The 26,659-nt window shown below is 39.6% G+C and carries 28 protein-coding genes, 1 pseudogene and 1 riboswitch; of the genes and pseudogenes, 8 read left to right on the top strand and 21 right to left on the bottom strand.

Features of this window, described 5'->3' with window-relative positions:
• From MLE14_RS14695 to MLE14_RS14655, 9 genes are all read right to left on the bottom strand, one after another.
• Nucleotides 1-245: hypothetical protein (locus tag MLE14_RS14695; RefSeq protein WP_243299171.1), on the bottom strand; the 245-nt coding region annotated here is incomplete at its 3' end.
• Nucleotides 217-321, bottom strand: coding sequence for a MetS family NSS transporter small subunit (locus MLE14_RS14690; RefSeq protein ID WP_243299170.1), 105 nt, complete (start codon nt 319-321; stop codon nt 217-219). The genes MLE14_RS14695 and MLE14_RS14690, both read right to left, overlap by 29 nt.
• On the bottom strand, nt 321-1,862 hold the full coding sequence (locus tag MLE14_RS14685) for a sodium-dependent transporter (RefSeq protein WP_243299169.1): 1,542 nt from the start codon (nt 1,860-1,862) through the stop codon (nt 321-323). The genes MLE14_RS14690 and MLE14_RS14685 overlap by 1 nt, the downstream gene beginning before the upstream one ends.
• Before the next feature lie 222 nt (nt 1,863-2,084).
• On the bottom strand, nt 2,085-3,677 hold the full coding sequence (locus tag MLE14_RS14680) for a Na+/H+ antiporter NhaC family protein (protein ID WP_243299168.1): 1,593 nt from the start codon (nt 3,675-3,677) through the stop codon (nt 2,085-2,087).
• Nucleotides 3,678-3,808: 131 nt separating this feature from the next.
• A riboswitch (Lysine riboswitch) is annotated at nt 3,809-3,991 on the bottom strand.
• Nucleotides 3,992-4,084: 93 nt separating this feature from the next.
• Nucleotides 4,085-4,834, bottom strand: coding sequence for a sporulation protein YunB (yunB, locus tag MLE14_RS14675; RefSeq protein ID WP_243299167.1), 750 nt, complete (start codon nt 4,832-4,834; stop codon nt 4,085-4,087).
• 91 nt (nt 4,835-4,925) lie between these two features.
• Entirely contained in the window at nt 4,926-6,017 is a 1,092-nt protein-coding gene (locus MLE14_RS14670) for an HD-GYP domain-containing protein (protein ID WP_243299166.1), read from the bottom strand.
• 220 nt (nt 6,018-6,237) lie between these two features.
• Nucleotides 6,238-6,540 (bottom strand): YunC family protein, encoded by a 303-nt coding sequence (locus MLE14_RS14665; RefSeq protein WP_243299165.1) that lies wholly within the window; start codon nt 6,538-6,540, stop codon nt 6,238-6,240.
• 58 nt (nt 6,541-6,598) lie between these two features.
• The gene (locus MLE14_RS14660; RefSeq protein ID WP_243299164.1) at nt 6,599-7,969 is read right to left on the bottom strand and encodes a bifunctional metallophosphatase/5'-nucleotidase; all 1,371 of its coding nucleotides are present in this window, start codon (nt 7,967-7,969) and stop codon (nt 6,599-6,601) included.
• A 77-nt stretch (nt 7,970-8,046) separates the two neighbouring features.
• On the bottom strand, nt 8,047-8,916 hold the full coding sequence (locus MLE14_RS14655; protein WP_243299163.1) for a DUF72 domain-containing protein: 870 nt from the start codon (nt 8,914-8,916) through the stop codon (nt 8,047-8,049).
• Nucleotides 8,917-9,122: 206 nt separating this feature from the next.
• Between MLE14_RS14655 and MLE14_RS14650 the strand changes: the two genes are divergently transcribed.
• The 6 genes and pseudogenes from MLE14_RS14650 to MLE14_RS14625 all read left to right on the top strand — a co-directional run bounded on the left by MLE14_RS14650 (nt 9,123) and on the right by MLE14_RS14625 (nt 14,597).
• Entirely contained in the window at nt 9,123-9,623 is a 501-nt protein-coding gene (locus MLE14_RS14650; protein WP_243299162.1) for a DUF420 domain-containing protein, read from the top strand.
• A gap of 111 nt (nt 9,624-9,734) precedes the next feature.
• Nucleotides 9,735-11,164 (top strand): annotated as a pseudogene (locus tag MLE14_RS14645) (spore germination protein).
• Nucleotides 11,157-12,449 (top strand): Ger(x)C family spore germination protein, encoded by a 1,293-nt coding sequence (locus tag MLE14_RS14640; RefSeq protein ID WP_243299161.1) that lies wholly within the window; start codon nt 11,157-11,159, stop codon nt 12,447-12,449. Before MLE14_RS14645 ends, MLE14_RS14640 begins: the two are co-directional and overlap by 8 nt.
• 3 nt (nt 12,450-12,452) lie before the next feature.
• Nucleotides 12,453-12,668 carry a hypothetical protein gene (locus tag MLE14_RS14635; RefSeq protein ID WP_243299160.1) on the top strand — a complete coding sequence of 72 codons (216 nt, stop codon included), beginning with the start codon at nt 12,453-12,455 and terminating at the stop codon, nt 12,666-12,668.
• A gap of 16 nt (nt 12,669-12,684) precedes the next feature.
• Entirely contained in the window at nt 12,685-13,782 is a 1,098-nt protein-coding gene (locus MLE14_RS14630) for a GerAB/ArcD/ProY family transporter (RefSeq protein ID WP_243299159.1), read from the top strand.
• A gap of 590 nt (nt 13,783-14,372) precedes the next feature.
• On the top strand, nt 14,373-14,597 hold the full coding sequence (locus MLE14_RS14625; RefSeq protein ID WP_243299158.1) for a helix-turn-helix domain-containing protein: 225 nt from the start codon (nt 14,373-14,375) through the stop codon (nt 14,595-14,597).
• A gap of 133 nt (nt 14,598-14,730) precedes the next feature.
• Here MLE14_RS14625 and MLE14_RS14620 read toward each other — a convergent pair whose 3' ends face one another.
• From MLE14_RS14620 to MLE14_RS14605, 4 genes are all read right to left on the bottom strand, one after another.
• Nucleotides 14,731-15,297 (bottom strand): replication-relaxation family protein, encoded by a 567-nt coding sequence (locus MLE14_RS14620; RefSeq protein ID WP_243299157.1) that lies wholly within the window; start codon nt 15,295-15,297, stop codon nt 14,731-14,733.
• Nucleotides 15,298-15,307: 10 nt separating this feature from the next.
• Nucleotides 15,308-16,522, bottom strand: a complete 1,215-nt coding sequence (locus tag MLE14_RS14615; RefSeq protein WP_243299156.1) for an FtsK/SpoIIIE domain-containing protein — start codon at nt 16,520-16,522, stop codon at nt 15,308-15,310.
• Between the two features lie 120 nt (nt 16,523-16,642).
• Nucleotides 16,643-16,861 (bottom strand): hypothetical protein, encoded by a 219-nt coding sequence (locus MLE14_RS14610; RefSeq protein ID WP_243299155.1) that lies wholly within the window; start codon nt 16,859-16,861, stop codon nt 16,643-16,645.
• A gap of 154 nt (nt 16,862-17,015) precedes the next feature.
• On the bottom strand, nt 17,016-17,285 hold the full coding sequence (locus MLE14_RS14605) for a hypothetical protein (protein ID WP_243299154.1): 270 nt from the start codon (nt 17,283-17,285) through the stop codon (nt 17,016-17,018).
• 194 nt (nt 17,286-17,479) lie between these two features.
• Here MLE14_RS14605 and MLE14_RS14600 point away from each other — a divergent pair, with 194 nt between their 5' ends.
• On the top strand, nt 17,480-17,704 hold the full coding sequence (locus tag MLE14_RS14600; protein WP_243299153.1) for a helix-turn-helix domain-containing protein: 225 nt from the start codon (nt 17,480-17,482) through the stop codon (nt 17,702-17,704).
• Entirely contained in the window at nt 17,694-18,203 is a 510-nt protein-coding gene (locus MLE14_RS14595; protein ID WP_243299152.1) for a DUF2569 domain-containing protein, read from the top strand. Before MLE14_RS14600 ends, MLE14_RS14595 begins: the two co-directional genes overlap by 11 nt.
• Before the next feature lie 259 nt (nt 18,204-18,462).
• On the opposite strand, the gene MLE14_RS14585 is transcribed toward MLE14_RS14595, so the two are convergent.
• Genes MLE14_RS14585 through MLE14_RS14550 form a run of 8 tightly spaced genes read right to left on the bottom strand, consistent with a single transcriptional unit; the run spans nt 18,463 to nt 26,606 of the window.
• Nucleotides 18,463-19,080, bottom strand: a complete 618-nt coding sequence (locus tag MLE14_RS14585; RefSeq protein WP_279326849.1) for an N-acetylmuramoyl-L-alanine amidase — start codon at nt 19,078-19,080, stop codon at nt 18,463-18,465.
• Nucleotides 19,080-19,448, bottom strand: coding sequence for a phage holin family protein (locus MLE14_RS14580; protein ID WP_243299151.1), 369 nt, complete (start codon nt 19,446-19,448; stop codon nt 19,080-19,082). Before MLE14_RS14580 ends, MLE14_RS14585 begins: the two co-directional genes overlap by 1 nt.
• A gap of 28 nt (nt 19,449-19,476) precedes the next feature.
• Nucleotides 19,477-19,884 carry a hypothetical protein gene (locus MLE14_RS14575; RefSeq protein ID WP_243299150.1) on the bottom strand — a complete coding sequence of 136 codons (408 nt, stop codon included), beginning with the start codon at nt 19,882-19,884 and terminating at the stop codon, nt 19,477-19,479.
• Between the two features lie 2 nt (nt 19,885-19,886).
• The gene (locus tag MLE14_RS14570) at nt 19,887-20,063 is read right to left on the bottom strand and encodes a hypothetical protein (RefSeq protein ID WP_243299149.1); all 177 of its coding nucleotides are present in this window, start codon (nt 20,061-20,063) and stop codon (nt 19,887-19,889) included.
• A gap of 1 nt (nt 20,064) precedes the next feature.
• Entirely contained in the window at nt 20,065-24,387 is a 4,323-nt protein-coding gene (locus tag MLE14_RS14565; RefSeq protein WP_243299148.1) for an LPD38 domain-containing protein, read from the bottom strand.
• A 10-nt stretch (nt 24,388-24,397) separates the two neighbouring features.
• The gene (locus tag MLE14_RS14560) at nt 24,398-24,892 is read right to left on the bottom strand and encodes an HNH endonuclease (protein ID WP_243299147.1); all 495 of its coding nucleotides are present in this window, start codon (nt 24,890-24,892) and stop codon (nt 24,398-24,400) included.
• Nucleotides 24,893-24,921: 29 nt separating this feature from the next.
• On the bottom strand, nt 24,922-25,551 hold the full coding sequence (locus tag MLE14_RS14555; RefSeq protein WP_390628938.1) for a VgrG-related protein: 630 nt from the start codon (nt 25,549-25,551) through the stop codon (nt 24,922-24,924).
• A complete protein-coding gene (locus tag MLE14_RS14550; RefSeq protein WP_243299145.1) occupies nt 25,530-26,606 on the bottom strand; it encodes a hypothetical protein in 1,077 nt (358 codons plus the stop codon). The genes MLE14_RS14555 and MLE14_RS14550 overlap by 22 nt, the downstream gene beginning before the upstream one ends.
• Nucleotides 26,607-26,659 lie beyond the last annotated feature (53 nt).

The following is a 26,659-nucleotide window of genomic DNA, read 5'->3' as shown; positions in this document are numbered from 1 at the left end:
AATCTTAAAAAATTAGCCAACTGGACTTGGGTAAGTCCAAAAATGGCATAAAGAATAAGAATAATAGACAAATCACACTCATTTCTAAGATGGATTCTGAGAAAAATTCTTAAAATCATAAAGGCATCTGGGAATAAAAACATTCCCAAATGCCTTTTGTCTTCAATCTGAAAGGACTGTGTGAGATTCTTCTCACATAGTCCTTTTTCTTGAAAATTATTTAGACTTTGATTTTTTGGCAGCATGGAAAATACTAGCTCCCATACCTCCCCAGATAATAACCATGGACAAAACCATCCAAAAAATCGCTTCACCTGTCATTAACTTGAAACCTCCTTATTATCGGAAGATACTGGGATATCAAGTTTTCCGCTACTCCATGATTTGAATTGAGCCAGAATTACGGCTACTCCAATAGCACCCACTGCAACTGACCAGCCATAATTAAAGATAAATTCGCTGGTGTAGCCACCGTACTGACCAGTCTCATTTTCAAAAGTTCCGACTAAGTTTTGCTTAAACAAACCGTACATCATGTAAGCAAGCACGATTGGTGTTATAACACTTAGGCAAATGGACCACCACTTGCCAAGTTTAATATCGGAAATGGCGTCAGCATGAGATTGAAGAGGCTTTAGCTGTTTTGCAAACCATGCTAAGAAGCAAACTTCAAACAATCCGGCAAGTACAATTCCAAATTGGTTAATGAAATAATCCACTACATCAAGGAAGTTGAGTCCGCCTTGCGTCGCAAATAGAATTGAAATGATAGCTGCTAATCCGCCACCATATGAAACTGCTTGTTTACGGGTTACATTAAACTTATCCATCAGCGCAGCAATATATGTTTCACTAATTGAAATCAAGGAAGTCATACCGGCTAATACTAGAGACGCAAAGAATAAGAAACCAAACACTTCCGGCAAGACTGGGAATTGATTGATAATTTGCGGGAAGACAGCAAACGCAAGAATTACCCCGCTGCTGACCACTTCAGAAACTGGCTGGCCCGTAGCCTGTGCCATAAATCCAAGGGCAGCAAATACCCCAATACCAGCTAAAAGTTCAAATGAAGAGTTACTGAACGCTGTAATAAAAGCGTTATTTGTGATATCGGATTTCTTTGGCAAGTAACTTGAATAAGTAACCATGATTGCAAAACAAATAGATAAGCTAAAGAAAATTTGTCCGTATGCAGCGACCCAAACTCCAGGCTCTTTCAGCATCTCCCAATTAGGAGTAAAGAATGCGTTCAGACCTTGTGCTGCCCCATCCATAAATAAAGCACTAACCACAATACATAAGAAGAAGAAGACTAGTAAAGGAATCATGATTCGATTAGCCAGCTCGATTCCTTTTTTAACGCCGGCAAAGAGAATCCCTAACGTTATAAGCCAAACAATTACTAATGGGATAAATACTCCCATCACGAGTGAACCCACTGATCCGGCATCCGTCACCTGAAGATAATCGGTTAATAAGAATCCAACCGTGTCTTCACCCCACTGTTTTCCGAATGAAAACCATGCATAAGACATGGCCCAGGCAATAATGACCGGGTAATAGACTGAAATAACAAATGCAATAATAACCTGCCACCAGCCCATCCATTCAGATCCTTTGCTCACACGAGCGTAAGTTAACGGTGCAGAACCACGGTATTTTTGGCCTAAGGCAAATTCAAGAATTAGCAGAGGCAAACCAGCAGTTAATAATGCAAATAAATACGGAATTAAAAATGCTCCTCCGCCATTTTCATAGGCGACACCTGGAAAGCGCCAAATATTTCCCAGGCCGACAGCGGAACCAATTGCTGCCATGACAAAGCCTGCTCTCGTTCCCCACTGGGCACGATTTTCCATAGTAATAATCCCCCTAACAAAGTTGTTTTCTGCTGATGGAACATTAAAATAGTTCCCTATTTTCTGATTATTCTAGTTGTTCTAACGATAAGTATAACCATCTGTCCATAGTCTGTCAAAGCCATTTTAGTCATTTGGTCATGTGTATTTGGTAAACCATATGCCTGTTCCTGCTTTATCATGACTAAATAAGAAGAACAGGCCAATTAGCCTGTTCCCCGATTATTTATTGATGCTATTTTCTTTTATTTTAATTGGACTTGGCAGAATAAAGACTAGTACTATTAGCCCTAATACACATGTCAAAAGTCCTAATAAAGTACTTCCTGTCAGCCCTAATACGAGAAATCCCAGCGCTGAAATAACACCTGCCACTAACACATACGGCAATTGTGTTTCAAAGTGATCAAGGTGGTTACTCGCTGCACCAGTAGAAGAAAGAATGGTCGTATCTGAAATTGGTGAGGAGTGGTCACCAAGGACAGAACCTGCTAATACAGCAGCAAAGGTAGGCACTAAAATTTCTACGCTGGTTGCAGCAGCAATTTCTCCGGCAATGGGCAGCAGGATACCGAATGAACCCCAGCTGGATCCTGTTGCAAATGCCATGATTCCGGCAATAATAAAAATAATAAAAGGAAGTAATCCAACATTAATATTTAAATCCTCTACTACAGCTGCTAAATATTCACCCGTCTGGAGTTCCCCAATAAGAGTAGAAATAATCCAGGCAAATACTAAAATACTCACAGCTGGGAGCATAGATTTAATACCCTCTAGAGTAACCGGAAGGGCTGTTTTGGCAGCAACATTTCCCTTGCTTACATGAATGAAGAAAAGAAGTATTGTAACAGCTAAACCAGTAAGACCGCCAATTAATAGAGATAACGCTACATCTGTGTTTTCAAAAATGGCAAAAATATTGAATGATTGAGCAGCCCGATACCCAGTCCAATACATGCCGCCTAAGGTACCAATTACAAGTCCAATAATCGGTAAAACTAAGTCAGCTACTGTTCCTTTTTGATTTTCAGGAAGTTCTTGCTTAACTTCACCTGGTATCGATTTTTCAGGATCATAGACTTGCCCGGTTTCAATCGCTCTCTGTTCATGAACCCTCATTGGGCCAAAATCAGTTTGTTTTATGGCAATAATAAAGACGATTGCTAACGTTACCCAAACATAAAAGTTGATTGGAATGGTTCCTAAGTACGCTGAAAAAGCAGTGTACTCTGTAATATTATTCTCGACTAAGATAGTAGAAATTGCAGCTACAATATACGCACCCCAGCTTGAAACAGGAGATACAACACAGACAGGTGCTGCTGTTGAATCAAGTAAATACGCTAATTTTGCCCGAGACACACGGTGTCTGTCTGTAATCGGACGTGATACCTGACCGACTGCTAAGCTGTTGAAATAATCATCAATAAAAATCAAAATACCAAAAATGGCAGTCATGACCTGCGCGCCTCTTCTAGTTTTTACTTTGGAAAGGGCCCATTCCCCAAAGGCTCTGCTTCCGCCTGAAACTAAAATAAAGGCAGTAATAATTCCTAATAGTACAATGAACAGCAAGATATACACATACCATGTGTTCAATGCACCGTCTGCATAAAAAATCGAGGAAAACGATGTCCAAATGATGGAAAGAGATTCTGCAGCTACCGCGCCAGCACCTTCGGCAGCGTCAATAGCCAATAAAAGGGCGGCACTGATAATTCCGATTCCGAGTGACAACAGCACTCTCTTTGTGATCAGCACCATAATAATCGCCAAAAGTGGCGGCAATAAAGAAAAAATGGATGAAGTCATTCTGCTATTCCTCCTCTTTTTTTTGAGGGGAAACTATAGATGGATGAGGATAATAAAGAATATATAAAAGCAAATAAAAAAGAGTAACGACAGAGAGGATCCATCATTACTCATGATTCCAATTCTCCATCACGATCTGTAGCTCCCCATTATGAGATGATTCCCATAATGACAGTGCAGCCCTTATTCAAGACTGCCCCAGCAATAGCAAGGTTGACGCCCGTCTATTGCTTCGGCAAAATTCCCTTTCAGCTGTTATCTTCGTTGTCATCCTCCAACAGCCTACTCTTTAATTTTGCGCCTCTACCCCACCGGATATGATAAGGTAATTCCTATTTAAATTTCATACTTTTACAAGATAACAGAATGATAGGCTTCTTTCAAGAGAAATTTTTTTGGAAATTACCTTATGGTTCAACTGGCAGTTCAATAGACGGGCTATTCCCTTCTCCGTTACTTGGGCCATAAAACTGAGGTACATCTCCCGGATCAGTTGTCCAGCCAATAGGCACTTTTTGGTTAATCGTTGTTACCTTTGTTTGAAATGGCATAATAATTTGGATATCCACTGCTAAGTCAAGATATACCAAATGGGTTGCATTATTGATTCCGTATTCTTCTGTACTAAATCTAACTTCTGATACTACATTTCCAGTTGCGTAAAAACGGATTGGGATTTTTGGTCCTAAGTTGCCAAATAACGTATTATTGGTTGCTTGACCTAAAGGAACTAAGAAGACAATGCCTTCACTCGTACTGGATTCCTCTAATTCTATTTCAACATCTGTGAGCGATTGCAAGGATTGGAGGTCTCCGCTTTCAGCGGCATTTAAATTGGTCTGAATCAAACTTGTGATCTCCGTCCCTATCCGATTCGCTACTTCCAAATTTAGAGTTTTAGAAGTTTCCTGTTGTTCTACTATTTCATTCAGCTCAATAGAGTCTGCAATTTTCTTATTGACCGCTTTATTGATGACCGCTGTCCCGATTTGCTTAGTTTTTAGCTCGGCATAACTCATAAGTGTTGGGGTTAAACCTTTATCAATCAGCCAAAAGCTTATAGAAGTTGTGATGATAAAAAAAATAAAGGTAATCAAAAAAACATGACGAAAAGGCAAGGGCCCTCTTCTCAGCTTTTTTCTTCGCAGTTTACTCAAAAGACAATCCCCCCTTACAAGCTATCTATATGCTCAGTAAGGGGGGATTAGCATTCATTTCTTTCGATAAATGATATGTTTGCTTAAAAAATTAGGAAGCATCTTCTCCACACTTTTGAATCAGCAAATCCTTTCGTTCCTTTAAATCTAACGAATATGGGGTAGACAGCTGCACTCCATTTTCCTCAATGATTCTTAAAATAGGTCTTTCACTTAGACCCTTATGATAGCCGCTGACGATTCCTTTTTTCCCATCGTTCAGGATGACTGAGATTCCGATTGGATACACAGCCACTGATTTTCTGAATGCATCGACTACTTTTTTTTCGAATAATTGACCCGAACCAGAGTATAGAACCTCCAGTCCTTCATGAGGCAGCATCGCTCCCCGGTAAACCCGATTAGAGGTAACGGCATCAAAAACATCTGCTACGGCAATAATTTTAGCTAACATGTGGATTTCTTTATCCTTCAAACCGCGCGGATATCCAGAACCATCTAACCGTTCATGATGCTGATACGCACAGTGAGCAGCTACAAGCGGGACGGTATGTATATTTCTTAAAATCTGAAACCCGCTTTCCGCATGCTTTTTAACTTCCTCAAACTCTTCATCTGTTAGTCGGCCAGGTTTAAGTAAGATTTCGGTAGGAACCGTCATTTTTCCGACATCATGAAGGATCGCTCCTAAACCCAGTAATTCCAACTCACTGCTTGAGAGCTTTAACTCAATACCTATAGCCAGAGAATATAAGGTTACATTAAATGAATGGCTGAAAATATATTCATCATATACAATCACGTCATTCATTAAAGTAACAATATCCTGATTTCCTTTAATTGATTTTAATAGTTCAGAAATAATTCCTTTAAATGGTTTTGTTGCTTTTTCAACTACAATCGTTCCATGTCTCTGATTTTTTTTTGTAATATCCCGAAAGGTAGATTCTATTGTACTCGTTGCTCTTCTTCTAACAGAAAAAGAAACCGTTTCAACAGGTTCAATTCCCTTTGAGATTTCGTCATCTATATAAACATAACGAATATTAAGCTCTGTTAATCTCTTAATCATTCTTTCGGTAAGAGCCACACCTTGATTCACAAGTGTTTTATTCTTTTCGTTTTTCACAGGTGTCGCTAATTTCATTCCCGGCTTTACCGCTGATACTGATAATAATCTCATATGATCTCCTATACTAGTAAAGATTACTTACTGAAGAAATATTATCCTTTTTCTCATTATCCATTATTTACACCCTATCTTTCAAGGAAGAAGTGAAAAAATTGTATAATTATGACGAAAAGGGCCTTCCAACAGCTTTCACCCTCTATTCATTCAGAGGGGAGCAGCTGATGAAAGCCCCTAGTCATTGTATTTTTATTAACTTACAGAGTTATTTTATTTAAAGCATTTTTAGCATGGCATCCTTGCCAGGCATTCCTTTGTAAATTCCAAGCTTCTCAGCCTCGGCTGTGACAGATTCGAGCGGAGCCTCTAACAGCTGGTCAATTGTTTTGACACCAACAGCACGCCCGGCAATGATTTTTCTGTCCTTCAGCTTTTCATTTAATAGCGCAACGTCAAGAGCGCCACACATAATATAGCCTTTTTCTGAAGTAACAGCTAAAAGATTAGTTTTTGGCAACTGAACAGAAACGGCTAAAAAGGTATGTCCTTCAATCTCTATCGGTGAAAGAGTAATCATCGATCATCTCTCCTCTCTATATTACTTTATGAGTACTTAAAGATGACCGTGATTATATTTATGAAAATGTTCGGAGTAATTGCCATTCCATAATATCGCGAAGCATATGGGCCACATCATACTCTTTCTTTTCCGCACGATAGATTTCGGGAAAAAACGGGCCAAACGTAAACATATCAATCGTTGCAATTTTATATTCTCTTTCTGGGTCTATCGGCCGGCCATTTATCCAAAACTTTTTATGATAGGAATCCTCATCTACAATATGAATGCCGGCAAATAAAAAGCTCCCCATCACCTTCCCCCGGAAACCAAGCCCTTTTAAAATCCAATTCATCCATTTTTCTTCTGAAGCTTGTTTCATAACCTCTATCAGTTCTTGACCTTTAATCCAAATGGTGCATGGATTAATTGGATGCGGAAGAAGCTGGTGAATATCAAGCTTTGTAACAGGTCCTTTATGCAAATCTTTTAGAAATAATCCACAATTAAGAATGGCCGCATCGGCCTCGCACCATTCTTTTAACCCTTCTGCCAATAAACGGGATAGCTCCGTTTCCTTTTGCCAATTGCTAGGCAATGTTCGCGGAAGGGTTACGACCACTTGCTGGAGCAGCTTTTCCCCTTTGTTTTGCAAGTATTCGATTGCCTTTTCATCTTGATTTTCCCAAGGGATATCATTGGTATCAATGAGTGAAGCTGTTTTCGATTGAATGAAATGACCATCCAAAACCAATTGAATATGACCTATATAATTTCCATGCTTGCCGGCACATGCAAGCAGCGATTTGTTTTCAATTTTGCCGTGTTCAAGTATATGGTGAGTGTGGCCGCCCATAATCACATCGATCTCTGGAAATCTGCGGGCAATTTCTTCATCTTCATGGATCCCTAAATGGGATAATAAAACGAGGACATCCGCTTTTTCTTTCATAAGAGAGACGATTTTAGCAAGCTCTTCTAAGGGTTCACTGATTCTCCAGCCCAGCTCCTCATAAAACTTAGAAAAATACACAGTTAGTCCAATGAAACCGATTTTTGTCCCCTTTTTCGTCTCTTGTATGTGATAGGGCTTTACCCATTTAGGACGGGTGTAATCGGGATAGAATAAATTCCCTATTAAAACTTGAAAATCGGCATTATCATAGAGAATATCTAATGCCTCGAACGGAAGAGTAATCCCTTCATTATTGCCAATTGTAGCAAAGTCAACGTTCGCCTCATTTAAGAGATCGACATTGCATTTTCCTAATGTTGCTTCCGTATAAGGGTGCACACGGTCCATATGATCCCCGATATCAAATACAAAAACTTGCTGATACCTGCTTTCATGCTCCCTTCTTTTCTGCTGCAAAAATCGGGAAATTCTAGGCCATTTTTCAAAATGACTATGTAAATCATTGATATGATAAAAATGGATGACCTCCATTTTCAAACCCTCTTCTCTTCACCAGAAATTTTTAAGAATAGTTGGCTAACGCTTTTACGCTAGTATCAGGCAATTCCCTAATCTTTAGGGTGCAGAAAATCATGGAACAGATCAAGCTGGCGATCGTGCAGCTTTTCATAGCGAAGTTCCATCAGATCCATCATCATTTTCCCATTATCAGCTGCGTCCCCGCCTGAATTGTTATTAAAAATCACGTATATTTGCTGGCAAGTTTGCTGGAGTTCTTTTATATATTCTTTCCATTGTAATAACTCCTCTTGATTATATCGATACAAATACCGGACCTCACGCCAATTTGTATCCTGTTTTTTCAGCCAACCGCTTGTATTTCGGCCATGAAATCGAATTAACGTCTTTTCAGGATGAGTCGGAGTTAAAATCGTAGGAACCGAACCGAGTCCGACTTGCGGTTCATCACATATACTGTGAATCCATCCTTCTTTTTTCATAAAATCAAGCGTCTTATCTCTCATGCTGGGATGAAACCAGGTCTGGTTCCTAAATTCAAGAGCCGCTGGCAGCTCACCCATATGCTCCTTACACCAGCGTAAGTAGTTCACATTTTCCTTCGTACAGCCAAACCATGGCGGAAACTGAAACAGCACCATCGCGAGCTTATTGCTGTCAACATATGGCTGTAAAGAAGCTTTAAACTGTTTAAACATATCCTCTTTAGAGGAAAACGGAAGGTCACCCCTATTATGTCCTGTTAACCCCTGATAGGCTTTAACAATAAAGCGGAAGCCATCTGGTGTATCCTGGGTCCACTTTCGTGTCGTCGCTTCTTTTTGAATCGCATAAAACGATGCGTCCACCTCAACGATAGGAAAATGGGAAGCATACTCCTTTAATTTATCTTTCGCTGTAATATGGCCAGGGTACAAATCATCATGATCACCCCAGCCCGCCAAACCAATGTAGATCATCGTTTATCACCAGTCTTATCTTATCATAGATTCGGGCACGGGTGGTTCTTTCGAGCAGCTAGCAGTAAACCGCTTCCATTTTTGTTTATGTTCCAACACGGCTATCGATGAAACGAATATTCCCAAAAATTGTGCAGACAATAAAAAATGGTGCCTTAACCATCATTTGAACGATTTATTCCTAAAAGTGAAAGAAGGACAAAATGATGATGGAATTTATGAAACCTTTGCAGAGCGATTTGTTATATGACATAGTAGACATTTTTCCGCTGCTAAGCACCATTTGTATTATTATCAGTGCGATTCTAGTCGCTTTTGGATGGTATTTAATTATAAATGGCAAAAAAATGGCCCATAAGCAAGCGATGATATCTGCCGCCTACCTTGCGATTCTATTTTTTGTGATTTATACAACAAGGACCATCCTCATCGGTAATACTACCTTTGGCGGACCAGATCACTTAAAGCCCTATTATACTTCTTTTCTCATTTTTCATATTTTCCTTGCTGTGACTGGTGTTGGATTTGGGACTGTCACCATTCGGTATGCCGCGAAAGGACAGGTTAAAAAACATAAGAGGCTCGGCCCACTAGCCTCCGTAATCTGGTTTTTTTCCGCCACCACAGGTCTCTGTGTTTACCTGAAATTATATGTAATTTGGGGATCAGGTCCAGTCAAAAGCATGATTCATGCGATTATATCATAAACACTTCCGAATAAATCCATTCAAATAGTGAAAATCTATTCAAAGGAGGTGACCCGGGTGAACGAAGTGATTTCAAATTTGAGAGAGACCTTTGAAACATGTGATGACATCATGTTTAAGCCAATCAAGATTGGTATGTATAAAGGATTTCTTATCTATTTGTCAGATATGGCTGATCAGAAAAAATTAGCTGAGATCGAAAAACACTTATTTTCATTCTACCATCCCCAGCTCTCTCAAAATATTTCTGCGTTAATAAGTGACAGGTATCCTTTCAGTCAATCCATAGAGGCCGCTGACATACAATCCATCGTCACCGAGATCTTAGCAGGTAATACCGTTTTATATTTTGATCAATCACCGGTTGCCTTTGCATTTTCCTCTGCGGATTCAACAGGCCGAAAAATAGATGTGCCTAGAACAGAGCGAACCGTGAGAGGACCACAAGAAGGATTTGTTGAAAATATTGAAAAAAATATAATGTTAATCCGGAGAAAAATCCGGACACCATCTTTAAAGGTAGAAAACTTGACACTTGGAAAGCAAACGAACACACGGATTAGTGTTGTTTACATAAAAGGGGTAGCTAATGATGAGATTGTTAAAGAAGTGCATCAGCGACTTTCTCGTATTAATATTGATGGCATTTTAGACAGTCAGTATATCGAATCCATGATTAAGGATTCACCGAAATCACCATTTCCAACTGTTTATAGTACCGAACGGCCAGACAGGGTTTGCGGTGCTTTGCTGGACGGAAAGGTCGCAATTTTGATTGATGGAACACCATTTGCACTGACGGTACCGGCTATGTTTGTCGAATTCCTCCATTCGAGTGAAGATTATTATGACGGATCACTCTTCGCAACCATAGTTCGTTGGATTCGATTTCTTGGCCTTTTTGTAACTCTTATTTTACCAGCTTTCTATGTTGCTATGGCCACTTTCCATCAAGATTTGCTGCAAACCCCGTTTCTGATCCGGATTGCAGCAAGCCGTGAAGGATTGCCTTATCCACTTCTCCTTGAAGGGATTTTTATGTGGCTAGCATATGAATGATACGGGAAGCTGGATTGCGGATGCCAAAACTATTCGGCGGACCAGTTGTTACGATATTAGGGCTTGTTTTAATTGGACAGGCGACTGTACAAGCAGGTCTTGTCGGACCGGTGATGGCCATTGTCATTTCAGTTACGGCTTTAACTTCCTTTATTTTACCAAATTACGCTTTTCATCAGGTTATCCGGTTCTGTGGGATACCTTTGTTACTTTTAGCCGGAATGTTCGGCTTCATGGGCATTCTCGTTGGCCTTATGTTTGTTTTGGCCCATTTAGTCAGCATCCGTTCATTCGGTGTCCCCTATTTCTCACCCGTTTCGCCGGCACGAAAAGAAAGCTGGAAGGATGTTTTCATCCGGGCACCATGGTGGGCAATGGAGACCCGTACTGCTGGAATTGGTGCAGGGAATTTCCATCGTTCTGATGATCAAAATAATGCGAAACCTCCGAAAGATAGCAAGGAGAATCATAATGATGAATGAAAATAAGGGTTCCCATCCAAAGCGACCACTTATATTGATAATGATTCTGGTTGCTTCGTTAACGGTGACCGGGTGTTGGAGCGCTCATGAAATTCACGATATCGCAATTACTAATGTAATGGGGATTGATGTTACGGAAAATGGTGATGTGGAAGTTTCAACTGTGATTATTAAACCAGACGCACTTTTTAATGAGCAATATGGAGGAGGGATTGACAGAAGTCTGGAAAATAAATACCGCATTCAAACCGCTACGGGTAAAACGTTATTTGAAGCGATAGGTAAACTATCCAAATCTATACCGGAGAGAATATATTTCGGGCATGTAAATGTTGTTGTGTTCGGAGAACAGGCAGCCCGGGAAAAAATTACTTCTTCGATTGACTACTTCAGAAGAGAGAATGAATTTCGCCCGAATATCCATTTTATAGTAACCAAAGGAAAAGCAACGGATCTGATAAGATTTTCCCCGGATTTCAATATTACGATGGGGTTAGAAATCATGAACCTCTTAAACATAAACCGATTTGCTTCAACACAAATGATAAGAGATGTGAGTCAATTTTCAAAAGCCTTTTCCAGTGATACAACAGATCCGATTACGGCTGTAATCAGTCCTGCAAGCGAAATAGGAATCGAAACGGAAAGTGAATATCAGAAGTCTTCCAACAATAATCAACAAAAAAACACGGTTGGAGAAATTATGGAAAAGGCTGGAGAACACCAGTCTGCTGTAAGTTTAAATGGTACAGCGGTTTTCAAAGACGGGAAATTAAAAGGATTCCTGAATGAAAGAGAAACACGGGGATTATTATGGATAACTGGAGACGTTCAGAATGACATCGTCCTATTGGATTGTGAAGGGAACAATCAGGGTTCCATCAGTGTAAAAATAACGAATACAAAATCACAATTAAGACCTGACATTAGCGGTGATAATGTAAAAATGACGATTGATATGTATATTGAAGCGGATATCGGGGAAGTTACGTGCCCAAAACTTAAAATGACCAGTGACAATCTAGACAAATTGAATCAACAATTGGAAGACCTGGTTAAGAAAGATGCCACTATTGTGTTGAATAAAGTACAAAAGAATTGGCAAGCAGACATTTTCGGTTTTGGAGAAGCGATATACCGAAAATATCCTCGGAAATGGGAGCCACTTGCAAAGAACTGGAAAAATGGTGGTCTTAAACATATGGAAGTTGATTTAAACATTAAAGCAAACATATCAAGATATGGACTGCTCCAGGACCCTAGCAGTGCCAATGAATCGAGGTAAAACATGAAACTACTGCTCATTTTACTTTTTGTACTATTGATTGGTGCTACGTCAGGTGTTCATTTGTATTATGTTTGGAAAAAAAAGGACATAAAAACATTAATAGTCCAAGCAAGTATCATTGGTGTTGCTATTATTGGCGGGATCTTTGTGATCTGCGATTTAAATGATCCATCGATTTCCAATCTTTTAAACAATTTAAGTCCGCTTGAAAAATAGAATGGGAGGCACTTTCATGATTGAACGAGGAAGAATCAGCAACATACAGGCAGCTATGTTGATTATCACATCCCTCACTATTATGGGTCACCTGGTATTATTGACAGTTGTTATCTTCCAAAGCCGTCAAGACGGGTGGATAGCAGGAATTGCCGGTACAGTGTTAGGATTGATTGGAATCATCGCACTAGTGAAATTATCGCAAGCATATCCTGGACTGACCTTGATTGAAATCCTGTTTAAACATTTCTCATGGCCGGGCAAAATCATTGGAATTCTTTATCTTGTCTATTTTTATATCATGGTCATTCTCGCAACCAGGCTGTTTGTAGAAGCATATAAGAAAATATTGATTGAAACACCTTCATGGGCTTTTATTACGGTTATTCTCGTTCTAACCTCCTTTATTGTCTATTTAGGACTCGAAACACTTGGACGGCTAAACCAAATCATGCTGCCCGTTCTTGTCATTATCGCTATTGCCGTTGTTTTTTTGACGATGGGGGAAAAGAAGGATTATACCAATTTGTTGCCGATTCTGGGTAACGGAATTGCCCCTGTTGCAAAAGGCTCTCTTTCAGTGATGGCCTGGTTTGGAGAGTTTGTGATTATGGGGATGGTCCTTCCCTATGTTCAGAAACCAAAAAAACACATAAAAACGGGGATTTGGGCAGCAGTTATAACATTGATTTTCTTCCTCGGCCCTATCACCGGTCCGATTGCCCTATTTGGGGCTGATGAGGCTGCCAAAATGGTGTTTCCGACTTTCTCAGAGGTTCGGTATATAGAAGCGGGAGAAGTCATTAATCGGTTCGATACGATTGCCATCTTATTTTGGACTGTCGGTTTGATGATTCGTATTTCTTTGTTCTTTTATGGGTTAAGCTTAGGAACTGCCCAGACCTTAAAGCTTGACGTTTATCAGCCGATTATCATTCCATATGCGTGGTTAATCGGTGTTGGATCGATTTTATTTGCAAAAAATTATGCTGAGATACATGAATTTTTATTTGAAAGCTATGTGCCGTTAAACCTTTTAATGGGGGCCATCTTACCTATATTACTTTTGGCTATTACAATCATTGTTCAAAAAAAAAGAATACAAAAGCAGTAGTATAAGATCATTGCATTTCAGATGCTTCGTCTTTCTTTAATAACAGATTCTCCACTTATATGTGTCAATTACTATTGAACGAAAAATAAACCTTGGCATAATCATAGGTATGCCAAGGTTTATTGATTTATCCGATTGAACCTTCCATCTCGAATTTGATTATTTTCGGTTTTTAAAGTCTGTTCTTTCCTTGTGTATACCTTGATATAATAAGGTTTTCTGTTTTAGCTTTTTAAAATATTTCATTTCTTTTTAAACTAATTTGGGCAAAATCTGGGCAAATCAAAAATAAAAGCTTCTCGGTAGTGAGAAGCTTTTATTTTTATACTTTTTCATGTTTTTTGTGTTGGTTTTTTAGGCGTATTGGTGGGCAGTTTCGTGGGCAAAAATTCTACTGCGGATCTACAAACTGAACATTGGTAAATTAACACTTCAGTCATCGTATCAACATCAAATACTTCCTTCACTTGTAAAGACTGACCACAGCATAATACTTTGTTTTGCAAAAACATTCTCATCACTACCCCACCTTTTCAATTTTCGTTTTTCCGTATATAATTTATACCTAGTTTAACCACAGGGGGAAAACTATGGCACTCCGTAAAGGGAGATGCCGTTTGCAGGAATTACTAGGTGATATGACCCAAACAGAGTTTGCTCGGCGAATGAAGGTCGCCGATTCCACCGTTTCTCGCTGGATTAAAAATGAGAGAGAAATGAGTTACGAGAACGCAGTGTTAGCAGCTCGAATATTAGGTTGTCACGCTGAAGATTTTTACGAATGGATCGAAGTACCAAAAGGCAAACGGCAATAGGTGGAATTATCCACCCTCCCTTGCGGAGATTTTTGCCATTTAGGCAAAATGGATTACACTTATTATATCGGAATATTTTAACAAATTTGTAATGGTAAATTAGACCAAACGCAATTACGTAAATTTGTTATTTTTATATATCTTCTCTCGAATACACTTCATACTTCAATCCTACCCTCTGCAATTGTTTTTCTATATTTACCTTCCGCATTTTACTAGCTGTATAAAATACAATCACAGGAACCTGGGTAAACTTTTTCTTAATCACTTCTGACGCTTTTTTGTATCGCTCAATTTTCTTTTTATTTTCACTCATGGATTGTGTGCGATCAACCTCTAAGAAGTGATACACTCCCTCACGCTTATAGAGGGCGTCACAGCGTATATTTTCTTCTCGGTAGGATAACCCCTCCTTTATCTTAAAAACGATTTCTCGCTCAATCTGGAACGTTTGAGGGCATCCTAAATAGATGAAGAAATCATTCCTCATGAGATAGTGTTCAATGACTTCTGCACTCCATTTTCTTTCCTTTGTACTGCCGATTACATCACGACCCAGAGAGTTTAAATAGTATACGTGTTCTCCGTTTCTCTCGTGGAAAGGTTTCTTGTGTAGGTAAGGCTCCATTTCTTTTAGGACCCTCAATGTGTTAGGGCGTTTCCCTAACCGATGGATTTCTTGAATCTGTGACGTACTCATGAAACCAAACCTATCTAATGTAGAAAGTATCCTCTCCTGTCTGTTCTTCATTTTTTGGTGCATGGTGAGGATCATCTTTCTTTACCTCCCATTGTGTTAGTCTCTGTTTCATTTCCTTGTCGCTAATGTAAGGCACTTGCATTTCACGTAATTCATGGGTTTTGAATAAGGCTCTCCCTTTTATATCGCTTGGTAGTTCTTCAGCTCCATAATCGTCAATAGCGACTTGTGAAGCGTATCCGGATGGAAGCCTAAAAGAAACTTTAGCATCCGAATTTTGCTTTACAGAGCGCGGCAGGGTGTCAGCTGTAGGGTATTGGGTACAAAAGACCTCTCTAAAGCCTAAAGCCCCACCTATACGGGTGATTTCTCCTAAGAAGTATTGGCACATGCCGAGTAAGTCTTTTTGTTCTTTTGTCATCCACTTTTCCGGTGCCAGCTGCGCGGCTTCATCCACTATAATGAAGATTCGCTTTTGCTCGGGAGTATCTACTACATTCGTCCAGCCGTTAGTACGGAAATATTTATACATTCTCTCCATCCGTTCATGGATCTCTGTTAAAAGTAAAGCTCCTTCTTCTGCATTACTGGCTACCCTTCTCACCTGTTTTAACCGTTCATAAGGTCCAAACTCTAACCCACCTTTTAAATCAATCAAATACAGTTCTATATCGTCTGGATGATGTTCAATGAGATAGGTCATTAACACTTTTAAAAAGACTGTTTTTCCAAACCTCGTCGTACCGGCTACAGTCATATGGGGAACGTGGTCAAAGTTATGCCAAACCAATCCATCAAACCTTTTACCGATGGGAGCAAACCACCCTTCCTTATCTGGTAATGCTTCATATGGGAACATTTCAGGAATTTCTTCATCGTATACAGAAAACTGAAGCAACCCCTTTTTATAAGCAACCTCTACAGGCTTCTGTAGTCCATCAGTAAATACTTTTACCTCCTTCTCCATCTTGGCTAGTTTGGAAGCTGGCAACCCTAAAGGAATGTTATAAAAATACCTGGTGCCTATTTGTGCATCTCCGTCATATAGTTTCTCTTTTCTTTTGTAAATCGGGTACAAGTATGTTTCTTCCTCCCCTTTTGTTTTTCTCACCCCATAATTGACATTCCTCATAATTGTTTCGATTTTCTTTTTATCGGATTTATTAGGGGATTTAGTCACTACGGCAAGTGTACCGACTGCTAAAGGAATCATCCATTCAAGCATATTCCTCTTCTCCTAGCTTACAAACAACTACAATTTTCTTTTCAGCGTAAGTGCCTATAGCGACACCGCCTAAAAATATAGAACAAGAAACCACTTGAATTAGAAGCCAAGTTTCTAATATCACTTATCCCCTCTCTCCTTCCACCCGATAATCACATCACCCATTACTCCTTTTGCTTTGCAAATGTACTTCATATCATCGTACCAATCCATGCTAACTTTATAGAGTTCGCGGTCAGGGTATTGGTTTTGAAGCGTGTTTAAAAAGTTATCCCAACCCTTATCCTTTACTATTTTTTTCGTTTCGTAATGACTCATTACATCATCATAAAAACTCATTTGCTCCCCTCCCAGCTTTGAGACATTCGAAGAATGACGAAAAGGTGGCTTTAGGTGAAAAAACCTAAAGACGTTTCAGTCCAACAACACGAAGTTAGACAAGTCGGACAACATGTTAAATCAAATATTTAACCTTATCCAAAAGACTAATACCTTACCATCCTAATAGCACATGACGAAAGAATCTGTGTTTAAATACGAATAACAGTATAGACCCTGCTATAGAGCCTATCATGATTACCCTCATTAATGATTCATTGACAGAAAAGCCCGCCTTTTCAAGTAAGACGAGCGTTAGGATAACTGCCCCGGATGTGAGGAAGAAGTTAAAGCCTACATCGACCATATGGAATATTTGAGGGTCCGGGGTAATGGATTGGATCACGCTGCCTTTCATGAACTCCGAAAACTTAATAATCTCCATTTAGATTCACATCCTCCACCATATAGCCCCAGCATTCTTCACATTCTCCACAACGACACATACCATCACTCCTTTTTGATTTGTAATGCTATTCATATGAAGAACGGAAATTAAATTGCCTGTTTTATCTAAAAAAATTTCTTAAAGGAGAAAATTTTCTTTAACAGAATACATATACTGGGTGATAAAAAAGCGTGATATTACTTAAAAGCAATATAGGGGAACTAATACAAAAAAGTGGATTAAGAAAGAAATTTATCGCAGAAAAGTTAGGGGTAAGCGTAAAACAATTGAGGAACTATGAAACTGGTCATAGCTTAATACCATTTGACAAAGCTTACATTTTAGCCTACTTATTAAATTGTAAGTTGGATGATTTTTACACTGTAATATGGGGGGAATGGAAAGATGGAAAGTAGTGCAGAGATTAAAAAAGAAAAATTAGAACCTTGGGGTATTGGAGGATGGCTCATACTAATTGTTTTAGGTCTTGCTTTTAGTGCATTGACAAGTGGTATCTATATTCTAAATGATTTATCTGTTTTCTTCCTTGATAAAGAATCTTGGGATTATGTAACCTCACCAGAAACAGGGATACCTGGATTGTCCTATGGATTGATTTATGAGTTGATTTTTCACAGTTTGATTACGATAGGATCTATTTACATGATTGTAATCATGTATAAGATGAAAAAATATTTTCCAATACGATTGACGATATTTTGGATATTGATCTTAGTTATGAATCTAATAAACATAATATATACGCTATCTATATACTCACAGATACCTGAATTTGACCTAGCATCAGCTCAACAAGGAATTTGGGACTCTATTATTCGGAACTTTTTAACATGTATTATTTGGATTCCATATCTTTTTAAATCAAAACGGGTAAAAAATACATTCATACTTTAGAGGAATGGCTTATGAAGTGTCTATATTGCGCACGAAAAGAAGGGATTTTTCCCCTTAAAGAGTGGAATAAAGATGAAATTAAATATTACTGTGAGGATCATATACATCAGGTCAAGAAATTCAATGAGGAACAGAAAAGAGCGTTCTATGAGTATTACAAAAATGAATTGCATAGAAGTTGGCTCTCTCCTAAGTCGCTGGAATTATGGGAAAAGATACACAAAGAAAAAGCTCCCTCCGATTAAGGAAGGAGCCTTTTTTAATCCAATAAATTCAAGCGATCTAAAAACACCATGAATCGAGCCATTGTCAAAGGTTCATCAGGCTTATAGGTGCCATCTTCATAGCCTTTAAGGATATCTTTATTAATGGCTTTTTGTAGGGACTTCTCTGCCCAATGTCCTTCAATATCGTTCTTTTTCACGCCTTTCACCTCATCAATAAATTTATCCCATACAGGAAGTAATCTCACTGGACAAGACTTACCACTCCATCGTTTATGAGGGACAACATTCTCTATTGGAATATTAAACTTGTTTATGAGGTATTGGATTAATTCAATCGCGTTATGTACCGCTTTATCAAAGTCTCCATCCTCATTTTCACATATTTCTATCCCTATTGATTGGCGGTTCCCTTTTCCTTGCCCATCCCCAGCATGCCAGCCGTTTACATCGAATGGAATGTGCTGAATGACTTCCTTATCATCAACGGTTAAATGCCAGGATTTTTGAGAAGTGTCTGTGCCTTTCAAGTATTTACTGTGCATCCTAGCATTGGCACCTTTGCTTAGGTTTCTCGTTGTGTGTACCGTGATGTATTTGGGGGCCATAGAATAGGCTTTGTATCCTGGGATAAAGTCTTGAATAATGTTCATTACTTATCACCTTTCCCTACCTTATTAGGGTCAAAATACTTGGTCAGGAAATTTAGATTAATTCCAATCCGGCTAAAGTTTTCAATAATACTTAATCCTTCATACACGACAATGCCCCATACGCCTATTTGAATAATGTACCCGTCTGCATTAATAAAAGCATCCACAAACACTAGAAAAGCGAGCGCAACAAATATCCCTGCTTTTTTAATTAAGCCCACAAAATTGATGGAACTGTTGATTTTCTTTTCCACTCCTGCTGCTAATAAACCAGTTGCAATATCAAAAGCAACTAGTCCTAATGCTAAGTGCCATATGTTATTTCCTACGACTGCCTTTATGTCAAATCCAAAAATTAGCGTTTCCATGTGTTATTCCTCCAAAATAAAAGAGGACTCAATATGAGCCCTCAATTTCTTCTATTGCTTCTTTTAATGTTTTTAATCCATTCCCTGATTCACCGTAATACACATCCAAAGCATCTACATAATTATCAATTTGTGATACATAGATTCTTACTTCACCAGAATTAGCAAGCGACCGGATGAAATCCTTTTTATCTATTTCTGTTGCAAATTTCCAGTCCAATCCATCAGACATTAAGGAGAGACCGCTAGAAAATGTAGGTGTTATTGAAGTCTCTTTTTCTTGTTTCTCTGCTTCTAATCCATCGACATAGCCTAGGTTGTATGCTTCATCGAGAGCTTTTTGAAATTCTTCTACGGAAATAGTATCTTCTTCTGATGAAGACGCGCTAGTACATCCTGTTAATATCAAAATAACTAAACAAATACTCCCCCTCATACTTAACCCTCTTTACTTGAATATTTATCTTCTTTGTGTGGTAAAAACACCATCAATAACCCTATTCCACCAGTTATGAAAATAGAAACCCATAACCATAAAGGTTTTTCAGGTATTATTGTGAACGTGATACCTGCGATAATAATCAGATATCCAGCAATCCAGTGGTACCATGCCAAATTATTCACCCCTTAATAGTTCCATTGCTTGACGAGCAAATTCATTACGTTGCTTTATGAGCCTGTCTAAATGACTCCGTTTTTCTTCACCAGACATGTTAGGGTCATTTTCTACAGTTCTAATTACTTTGTTTATGTCGCTTAGTTCCTGAGACATGTCATTTACAAAGTCGTAAAGGTCTTCTTGCGGGAATTCTTGTTCATTCTGTTTTGCTGAACCTCTAGCCTTTGTTAAGCGATCTTTCAAGGTGTAGAAATCGTCTAACGCTTGGCCGGATGAAGATTGATTGACTAAGAACGCTTTAAATAGTGGAGTTTGGTCGATATTCTTGTCTGGGCGTTCTGGTCCCTCATCATCCCTTGCAAAATAATCAATCGCGCTTGTGACATACGATCCTAACCCGCCTGTCAGCCCTTGGATTGTGTTGTCAATAACCCGCGGAGAACCAAAGTTTCGGAATGCTCCTTGTCCGCCTGTGAGATTATTAATTTGGTTGCCTAAGAACTTGGCGGCTTCAGTTGTGTTTACATCGTATTGATCTGGAAACTCTAAACCTTGCTCTCTCTGCGGAATGATTGGGCCTTGTCGGAAAAACGAGTAATTCGCCATCCCTTCGATTATAGGAGCAAGACCGGTTAGCATTGTTGGTATGGAAGCAGTCGAAAAACCTTGCTTAATCCAATCATCAAAGGCTTCTTCATCGTTTTTACGAATGTAATCGGCCGCTCTTTCTATCGTGTTAGAGAACGCGAATGCTAAGTCAAACGGTTTCGGAATACGTGCAATTTGATTCGTTCCAGGAATAGGTACTAAGTAGAACGTATCTTTCATCCATTGTGGAGCATCGTCTAAGACTTTCTTTTGTTGTTCATTTGCGTACTTTTCTTGGGCCACTATTGCTCCGATAGTAGGAATTGTGACAGCTGCTACCGATTTACCTATGACACCCATAGGATTTTCCCTAAAGGCTCTCCATAATTTACTTTTACCTTGGATATTAGCATTCATGAAGGCTACCACTTTATTAGCTTCTCGAATACTAGCACCGGAACGCCCAAAGTCCATAATATCCCTTGCCCGATAGGCAGCTTCTTGTGGAGTTACTCCTTGGCGAAGGGCAGCTCTAAATTCTCCTACCTTTGTAGCGGATTCGCTTACGTCCGAAATACTACGTAGGACACTAAGGGGATTCGCTAATCTTCTTAAAAGGGTTGTGTAGGTTCTAGGATCTAAAACATCAATATAATGTGTGCTGGATTCCTGTAGTGCCTTTTTAAGCGTTTGACGATGTAAATTACGGTCCATTGAAACTAAGTTTCCATACCCACCATTTTCTTTAATCCACTGGTTGTAAAGTTCCCCTGGTGCCTTAAATTCTTTGTTCCCAATTTTAACGGTTCTGCCTTTTCCGATGGACTGAACTAAGCCATAAGTGAAATCCGTAATTGGATTAAACCCTGAATTGGATACGATAAAGGCATGAGGCACGTCACGCAATGGGTTACGTAGTGAGAATTCAGGCGTTAATGTTGCCCCGGCACGTAACCATGAAGCAGGTTTTTGTAGTATTTTAATTATTGTATTCGTAGACTCCCTGTCTAAATCCTTCATAGCCCGATAAACGTCTGGCGGAACTTCGAAACGCTGTTTTTTACCGTTTTCTAAGAAGGTGATAACATTTAGTCTACTTATGTCTTCCCCGTCTTCAATCTTACGTATAATATTACCTTCTACATCTTTATTCGCCAATCCCTTTAATTTAGAAGCTACATTATTTCTATCGACTACATTGGTCGCTTTGAAAATATTTTTAATCATACTTTCGATTGGATCAATTACGTTTCTATCGGAACCTTCAAGCTTTTGAATCGGGCTGGTTGCTACTGATAAAGCTCTGCTTAGACCGGTTGCATAGTCTACCTTATCATCATCAAAAGAACGGAATAGAGACATGTAGTTTGGCCATCTCTCACGTAAAGTTGCCACTTGCCCAGAGTCTACTACAGGGGCATCTCCTGTTGATAGCATATCTAGGATACTATTGTTTACTTGTAGTAATCGTTGTCTAGCCGCCTCCATTTCAGGAGTGCCTAACTTTTGAATGACATCTTCAATTTCAGCATTGGTGAATCCGGAATTAATACCTTGTGCATTAACATCTCGGGCATGAACCGCTAAAGCGTAATCGCCTAAATCCTCAATTTTTAAGCCTTGTTTCCGTACATCGTTAATGATTGGATAGACGTTATCTCGTACAAACTGATTCGCTTTTTCAGGGCTACCACGGAATAAACGAGCCTGTTTATAAAGGCTATCTTCCGCACTTGAGACACTCCCGGTTAATCTGCGCTCTAAGTTTTCTAATGGAGCTAAATCATCCACAAATTGAGTACGTAAGTTTTGGAAGAATCCACCTGTACGCTGTTTCTTAGGATTCCGGTCTACTTTGGCTCTAAAGGATTCCGCATTCCCGCCTGTTTGTTCGATGGCTCTAGCTGGCTGTAATCGACTTAGAGAAGCTTCTGAGGAAGCCGCAATTTCATCTCTCGCTGATCTATTCGCCCGAATGGCTTCAAATCCCCTTGGTTGTGTTGCGAATAATGATTGTTCATCAGGGCTAAGAGATTCAAAAGGATTTAACCGGTTCCCTGTATTCCTCTCAGTAGAAGGCGGTTCTACTTGAATTGTTCTTCTAAACTGTAACGGTGTTTCCTCTGGTTGTGGAGTAGGTCTTTGCGTACCTACATCCCTTTGGATTCTTCGTAAAGATTCTGCAATACTAGGCGGTTGTTGTGGTTCTGGTCGTAACCGTCTAAGAGCATCCACTATATTTTGGTCGTTTCTTAATGCTTCTAATAAAGGCGGTGTTCTTGGTGGTGCCTCGAATCCTGGTGGGTAAGCTAAATCTACCACTTGTTCTAAGGTGTATGGTTCATCATATCGGGCAAATTGCGTCCATAAATCCTCTAATGTTTCTTGGTTTAGATTATTAGGATTATAGTTTTCTTGCACTTGACGGGCAAATTCCTCATATCTTTGTTGCCAGTAAGATTGTGGTCTTGTTTCTGTTTCAATTTGTGATGTAGAAGGTTCATCTGGTATATGTTGACGGTATCGCTCAATTTCCGCGTCTCTCAACATGGTTCGTAAGTTATCCGGCATCTGAGGAATCGGACTTCGTAAGTTATAACGGTCAACATTAGCTACATTGCGAATATTCTCTAAACTAGGCTCTACGGCTCTAGTTGGAGCAGGCAAACGTAATTGAGGTTCCGGTAAGGCTAACACATTAGTTGGTACATTCCCGTTTGCATCTGCCCGTAATGTATTCGCCCAGCTTTGCATGGTTTCTTGGTTCGGCATGAATTGATCCATTGAATTACGAAGTGAACTTAATCCCCTTCTAGCCACTTGCCCTAATCCATATACAGCAGGGTCTAAGGCAGCTCCACCTAACGCCCCTATTCCTGTACGTAGGGCATAGTCTTGTAGATTGCCAGCTTCCGAGTTAAAAAATTCATTCGTTGCAGACATTCCAGCTTCCGTCAATGCCCCTGCGGTTGCTCCTGTTACTGCTCTTTGGGCGTAAGGATTTGATATTTTACTTAAGGCTCCTGTACGGTTTAGTAAGACATTAGCCCCTCTATATCCATAAGATACAGGCGCAGCATATCCTGCAATGGTGCCAGCTCCACGAAGAATATCAGTTTCTAACCCTCGGTCTACTAAAGTTGCCTTATTTACAGGGTTATCAATTTTTCCGTCTCTAAGGTCATTCTGAATCATTTTTTCATTGTTACCCTTAAAAACGGTTTCTGTCATAGCGTCAGAAAAAGGAACTAAGTATCTATCAAGAACACCTAATAAGCCCCCGCGCTCTTCTTCCTCGGTTTCCTTCGGCTTCTTGGATAATGCTTTTCTGATTCTTTCCTCGGCTTCGCTATTTTCATTAGAATATCGACCTGCGAAACGATCATTATCAATGGATTGGTTTCTTTCTGCATCGTATGGAATTGGTTCTTCTTCCATAAAGTAATCATCGGCTTTAATAGTGGAAGTGTCGCCTTCTACATTTATGCCGTACTTTGCATACAGTTCATTATCCTTTTCTGCTTCTTTCTGGGCTTTTTTTCGTTCTTCTTCCTCTAGCTTTCTCTGATAGGCTCTCTCCCCCAAGTCACGATAATAAGAACTGCTAGGAGGGTTGTAAGGAGTAAATCCCCCGAATAATCGATTTGCATTGGATTGGTATTTGCTTTGTAAACGACTAAAAGGATTAAGTTGTCCTCCTCCGTCTACTAGCTGTGTTGGTCGTTGTACCATATTTACCCTCCTAACTTACTCTTTCGAATCTATAACCACCTGCGTGCTTTTGTTTTCTATTCAGAACATGGTGAATTCCAGCTCGGTTTAATCCCAATTGAATTGCTGCTTCGCACTGAGATTCAAATACTATTTCCTCGCCTGTATCAATATTGATAGCTTTAATGGGGCTTTTAGGTTTACCACTCCCGAATGGTTTGCCAGATTTATTGGTCTTTGTAGAAACTATAAGATTCTCTCTCCATGTAAGTAATTCTAAGTTGGCCGCTCGATTATCAGATTTGATTTCATTAATATGATTTACAACCATCCCAATACATTTTTCGCCCCACATTGCTATAGCGAATACTTGATGTTGTTTAACTATTTTGCCTTTTAACCTTACTTCTAAATAACCTTTAGAATTTAACGATTTAACACTCCTATTTAAAATTTTTCCATTTTCTAAATCTAATTTTAATGTGTGAAGGTTATCGCGAATATGCTTGTACGTTTCTTTCGACATCCCGAGGCTCGACATTGATTGACCACTCCCTAACTTAGCATCTTTAAGGCATCACGCATTTCACGTTGGAAACGATTCACAACGGATTGACGAATTTCAGGTGATGAACGAGAGAAATATTTCGCTCCGTTATTGGCTCCGCGTTCTGCGTATACCCTGCGTATAATGTCCGCCTCACTCATACCTGGTCTAATGCCAGCATTCCTGAACACGTTTAATGCCCCTTGTGAGCCGTGTTGAACCGCTGTAGACCATAATACATTTTGAACCGCTGGGGAGTATTTATTTATGTCGATTCCTAAACTACTTTTGATTTTGTTTGCTGCCGGATCGTAATGGGATTGTTTAATAAATCCATGTTGTAGGGCATCGAATCCCTTAGCATCCTTTTGCGCTAACTGTTTCCATGCGTTGTTAAATCCTGAACTGCCCGGTGTATATCCTTTTAATGCGTTATACGTCGATGGGCTGGATTTCTTCAGGTAATTGAGAAAACTATTCATTGTACCTGTATTTGTGGCGATTTGATAAGTCCCGTAGGAAGCACCGCCCCAATCACCACTATTGTTGGCGATGGTTCCAGGACCGGATGAGCCAGACTCGTATTTTTTACTTAACGAACCTAGCCCTCCACTTCCTACGGTTCCAGAAAACCCGATTCAAATGCCATTTGGTCACGGGCTAGCTTATCTTTACGGTTGCTTTCTTCAATCTTCCATGCCATGTCATCCCCGAACATTTCGCGGTTCCACTCCAATTGTGCTTTTTCGGATGCTGACATGTTGTTGTAAACGTATGATCTCCATGCTTGTTCCGTTTGGAATTGTTGCTTTTCCCATTGTAAGGCTTGAGCACGCTGTTGGTCGCTAATTGCATCACGCTGTTTGCCATATTCCCATTGTTCTCTCCAACGGGAATCCTCTACTCTGTCTCTGCCGAGTTGATAATCGAACTGCTGTTTCCATTGATTGTCGGCTACCTGGTCACGTCCTACACCGTAATCCCATTGAGTTTGCCATCTGTTATCCATGATTTGGTCTCTACCACGGCTATATCCGATTTGGTCAGCTTGCATACCTAAATCTAAAAGGGCTCTAGCCCGTTCAGCTTCTAATTGAGCGATTAACGCATTTTCACTAGCTGGATTGTTTAAGTCGGCGATACGGCGGTCTAAATCGTCAATAGTTTGCTGTTCTTGTAGGTTAAGAGAATTCAATGAGTTTTGTCGTTGATTAGCCATATTTACTTGTGCTGTAACATTCTCCCCACTAGAAGTTAATCCCGCATTTGCCATGGCTTCACGTAACTTCTGTACGTTCTGAAGATTCACGGCATCCGTTTGGTTCCGCATTCCTTGATATTGTGGGGCAACTTGTGCTTTTTGTTGGTTAATCTGCCCTACCGCTTGGTCACGTTGCGCACGGAGTTGAGCGAGCTGGGATTCTTTTTGTTGATTGTACATGTTATTTACTTGGTCTTGGAATTGCTTTAAATAGGCTTCTTGGTCAAATTGCTTAGTAGAGGATAGCCCTGCCCCTCCCCAGTTTGCTTGGTTGATGTTACCAATCGTATTTAAGTAACGTTGTTGGGCGGAGATATCTAACCCTTGTTTCTCTCTGTCGTTTATAACTTGTTGCGCCCGTTGATATTCTGAATTTAGGAAGTCTTTATCCTTCCTCATTCGATCTAATGTATTTGAGTTATCGACTGCCATAGTTTCACCTTCTTTTTGGCAATAAAAATACACCTTGTTAGGTGTTTGTTTAA

The sequence above is a fragment of the Bacillus litorisediminis genome (genome assembly GCF_022808645.1).
Taxonomy (GTDB): Bacteria; Bacillota; Bacilli; order Bacillales; family JC228; genus Bacillus_BF; species Bacillus_BF litorisediminis.
The sequence above is the reverse complement of the archived record's forward strand: the minus strand, read 5'-3'. Positions and strand labels throughout refer to the sequence as shown.

What these genes read in the sequence shown, in the direction of transcription:
- MLE14_RS14605 (WP_243299154.1), bottom strand. Translation starts at nt 17,285, where the DNA reads ATGGAGATTATTAAGTTTTCGGAGTTCATGAAAGGCAGCGTGATCCAA.
- MLE14_RS14670 (WP_243299166.1), bottom strand. Translation starts at nt 6,017, where the DNA reads ATGAGATTATTATCAGTATCAGCGGTAAAGCCGGGAATGAAATTAGCG.
- MLE14_RS14615 (WP_243299156.1), bottom strand. Translation starts at nt 16,522, where the DNA reads ATGCTTGAATGGATGATTCCTTTAGCAGTCGGTACACTTGCCGTAGTG.
- MLE14_RS14550 (WP_243299145.1), bottom strand. Translation starts at nt 26,606, where the DNA reads ATGGCAGTCGATAACTCAAATACATTAGATCGAATGAGGAAGGATAAA.
- MLE14_RS14660 (WP_243299164.1), bottom strand. Translation starts at nt 7,969, where the DNA reads ATGGAGGTCATCCATTTTTATCATATCAATGATTTACATAGTCATTTT.
- MLE14_RS14635 (WP_243299160.1), top strand. Translation starts at nt 12,453, where the DNA reads ATGAAACTACTGCTCATTTTACTTTTTGTACTATTGATTGGTGCTACG.
- MLE14_RS14630 (WP_243299159.1), top strand. Translation starts at nt 12,685, where the DNA reads ATGATTGAACGAGGAAGAATCAGCAACATACAGGCAGCTATGTTGATT.
- MLE14_RS14625 (WP_243299158.1), top strand. Translation starts at nt 14,373, where the DNA reads ATGGCACTCCGTAAAGGGAGATGCCGTTTGCAGGAATTACTAGGTGAT.
- MLE14_RS14580 (WP_243299151.1), bottom strand. Translation starts at nt 19,448, where the DNA reads ATGGAAACGCTAATTTTTGGATTTGACATAAAGGCAGTCGTAGGAAAT.
- MLE14_RS14650 (WP_243299162.1), top strand. Translation starts at nt 9,123, where the DNA reads ATGATGGAATTTATGAAACCTTTGCAGAGCGATTTGTTATATGACATA.
- MLE14_RS14640 (WP_243299161.1), top strand. Translation starts at nt 11,157, where the DNA reads ATGAATGAAAATAAGGGTTCCCATCCAAAGCGACCACTTATATTGATA.
- MLE14_RS14595 (WP_243299152.1), top strand. Translation starts at nt 17,694, where the DNA reads ATGGAAAGTAGTGCAGAGATTAAAAAAGAAAAATTAGAACCTTGGGGT.
- MLE14_RS14665 (WP_243299165.1), bottom strand. Translation starts at nt 6,540, where the DNA reads ATGATTACTCTTTCACCGATAGAGATTGAAGGACATACCTTTTTAGCC.
- MLE14_RS14585 (WP_279326849.1), bottom strand. Translation starts at nt 19,080, where the DNA reads ATGAACATTATTCAAGACTTTATCCCAGGATACAAAGCCTATTCTATG.
- MLE14_RS14685 (WP_243299169.1), bottom strand. Translation starts at nt 1,862, where the DNA reads ATGGAAAATCGTGCCCAGTGGGGAACGAGAGCAGGCTTTGTCATGGCA.
- MLE14_RS14575 (WP_243299150.1), bottom strand. Translation starts at nt 19,884, where the DNA reads ATGAGGGGGAGTATTTGTTTAGTTATTTTGATATTAACAGGATGTACT.
- MLE14_RS14690 (WP_243299170.1), bottom strand. Translation starts at nt 321, where the DNA reads ATGACAGGTGAAGCGATTTTTTGGATGGTTTTGTCCATGGTTATTATC.
- MLE14_RS14565 (WP_243299148.1), bottom strand. Translation starts at nt 24,387, where the DNA reads ATGGTACAACGACCAACACAGCTAGTAGACGGAGGAGGACAACTTAAT.
- MLE14_RS14655 (WP_243299163.1), bottom strand. Translation starts at nt 8,916, where the DNA reads ATGATCTACATTGGTTTGGCGGGCTGGGGTGATCATGATGATTTGTAC.
- MLE14_RS14560 (WP_243299147.1), bottom strand. Translation starts at nt 24,892, where the DNA reads ATGTCGAAAGAAACGTACAAGCATATTCGCGATAACCTTCACACATTA.
- MLE14_RS14680 (WP_243299168.1), bottom strand. Translation starts at nt 3,677, where the DNA reads ATGACTTCATCCATTTTTTCTTTATTGCCGCCACTTTTGGCGATTATT.
- MLE14_RS14610 (WP_243299155.1), bottom strand. Translation starts at nt 16,861, where the DNA reads ATGAGTTTTTATGATGATGTAATGAGTCATTACGAAACGAAAAAAATA.
- MLE14_RS14620 (WP_243299157.1), bottom strand. Translation starts at nt 15,297, where the DNA reads ATGAGTACGTCACAGATTCAAGAAATCCATCGGTTAGGGAAACGCCCT.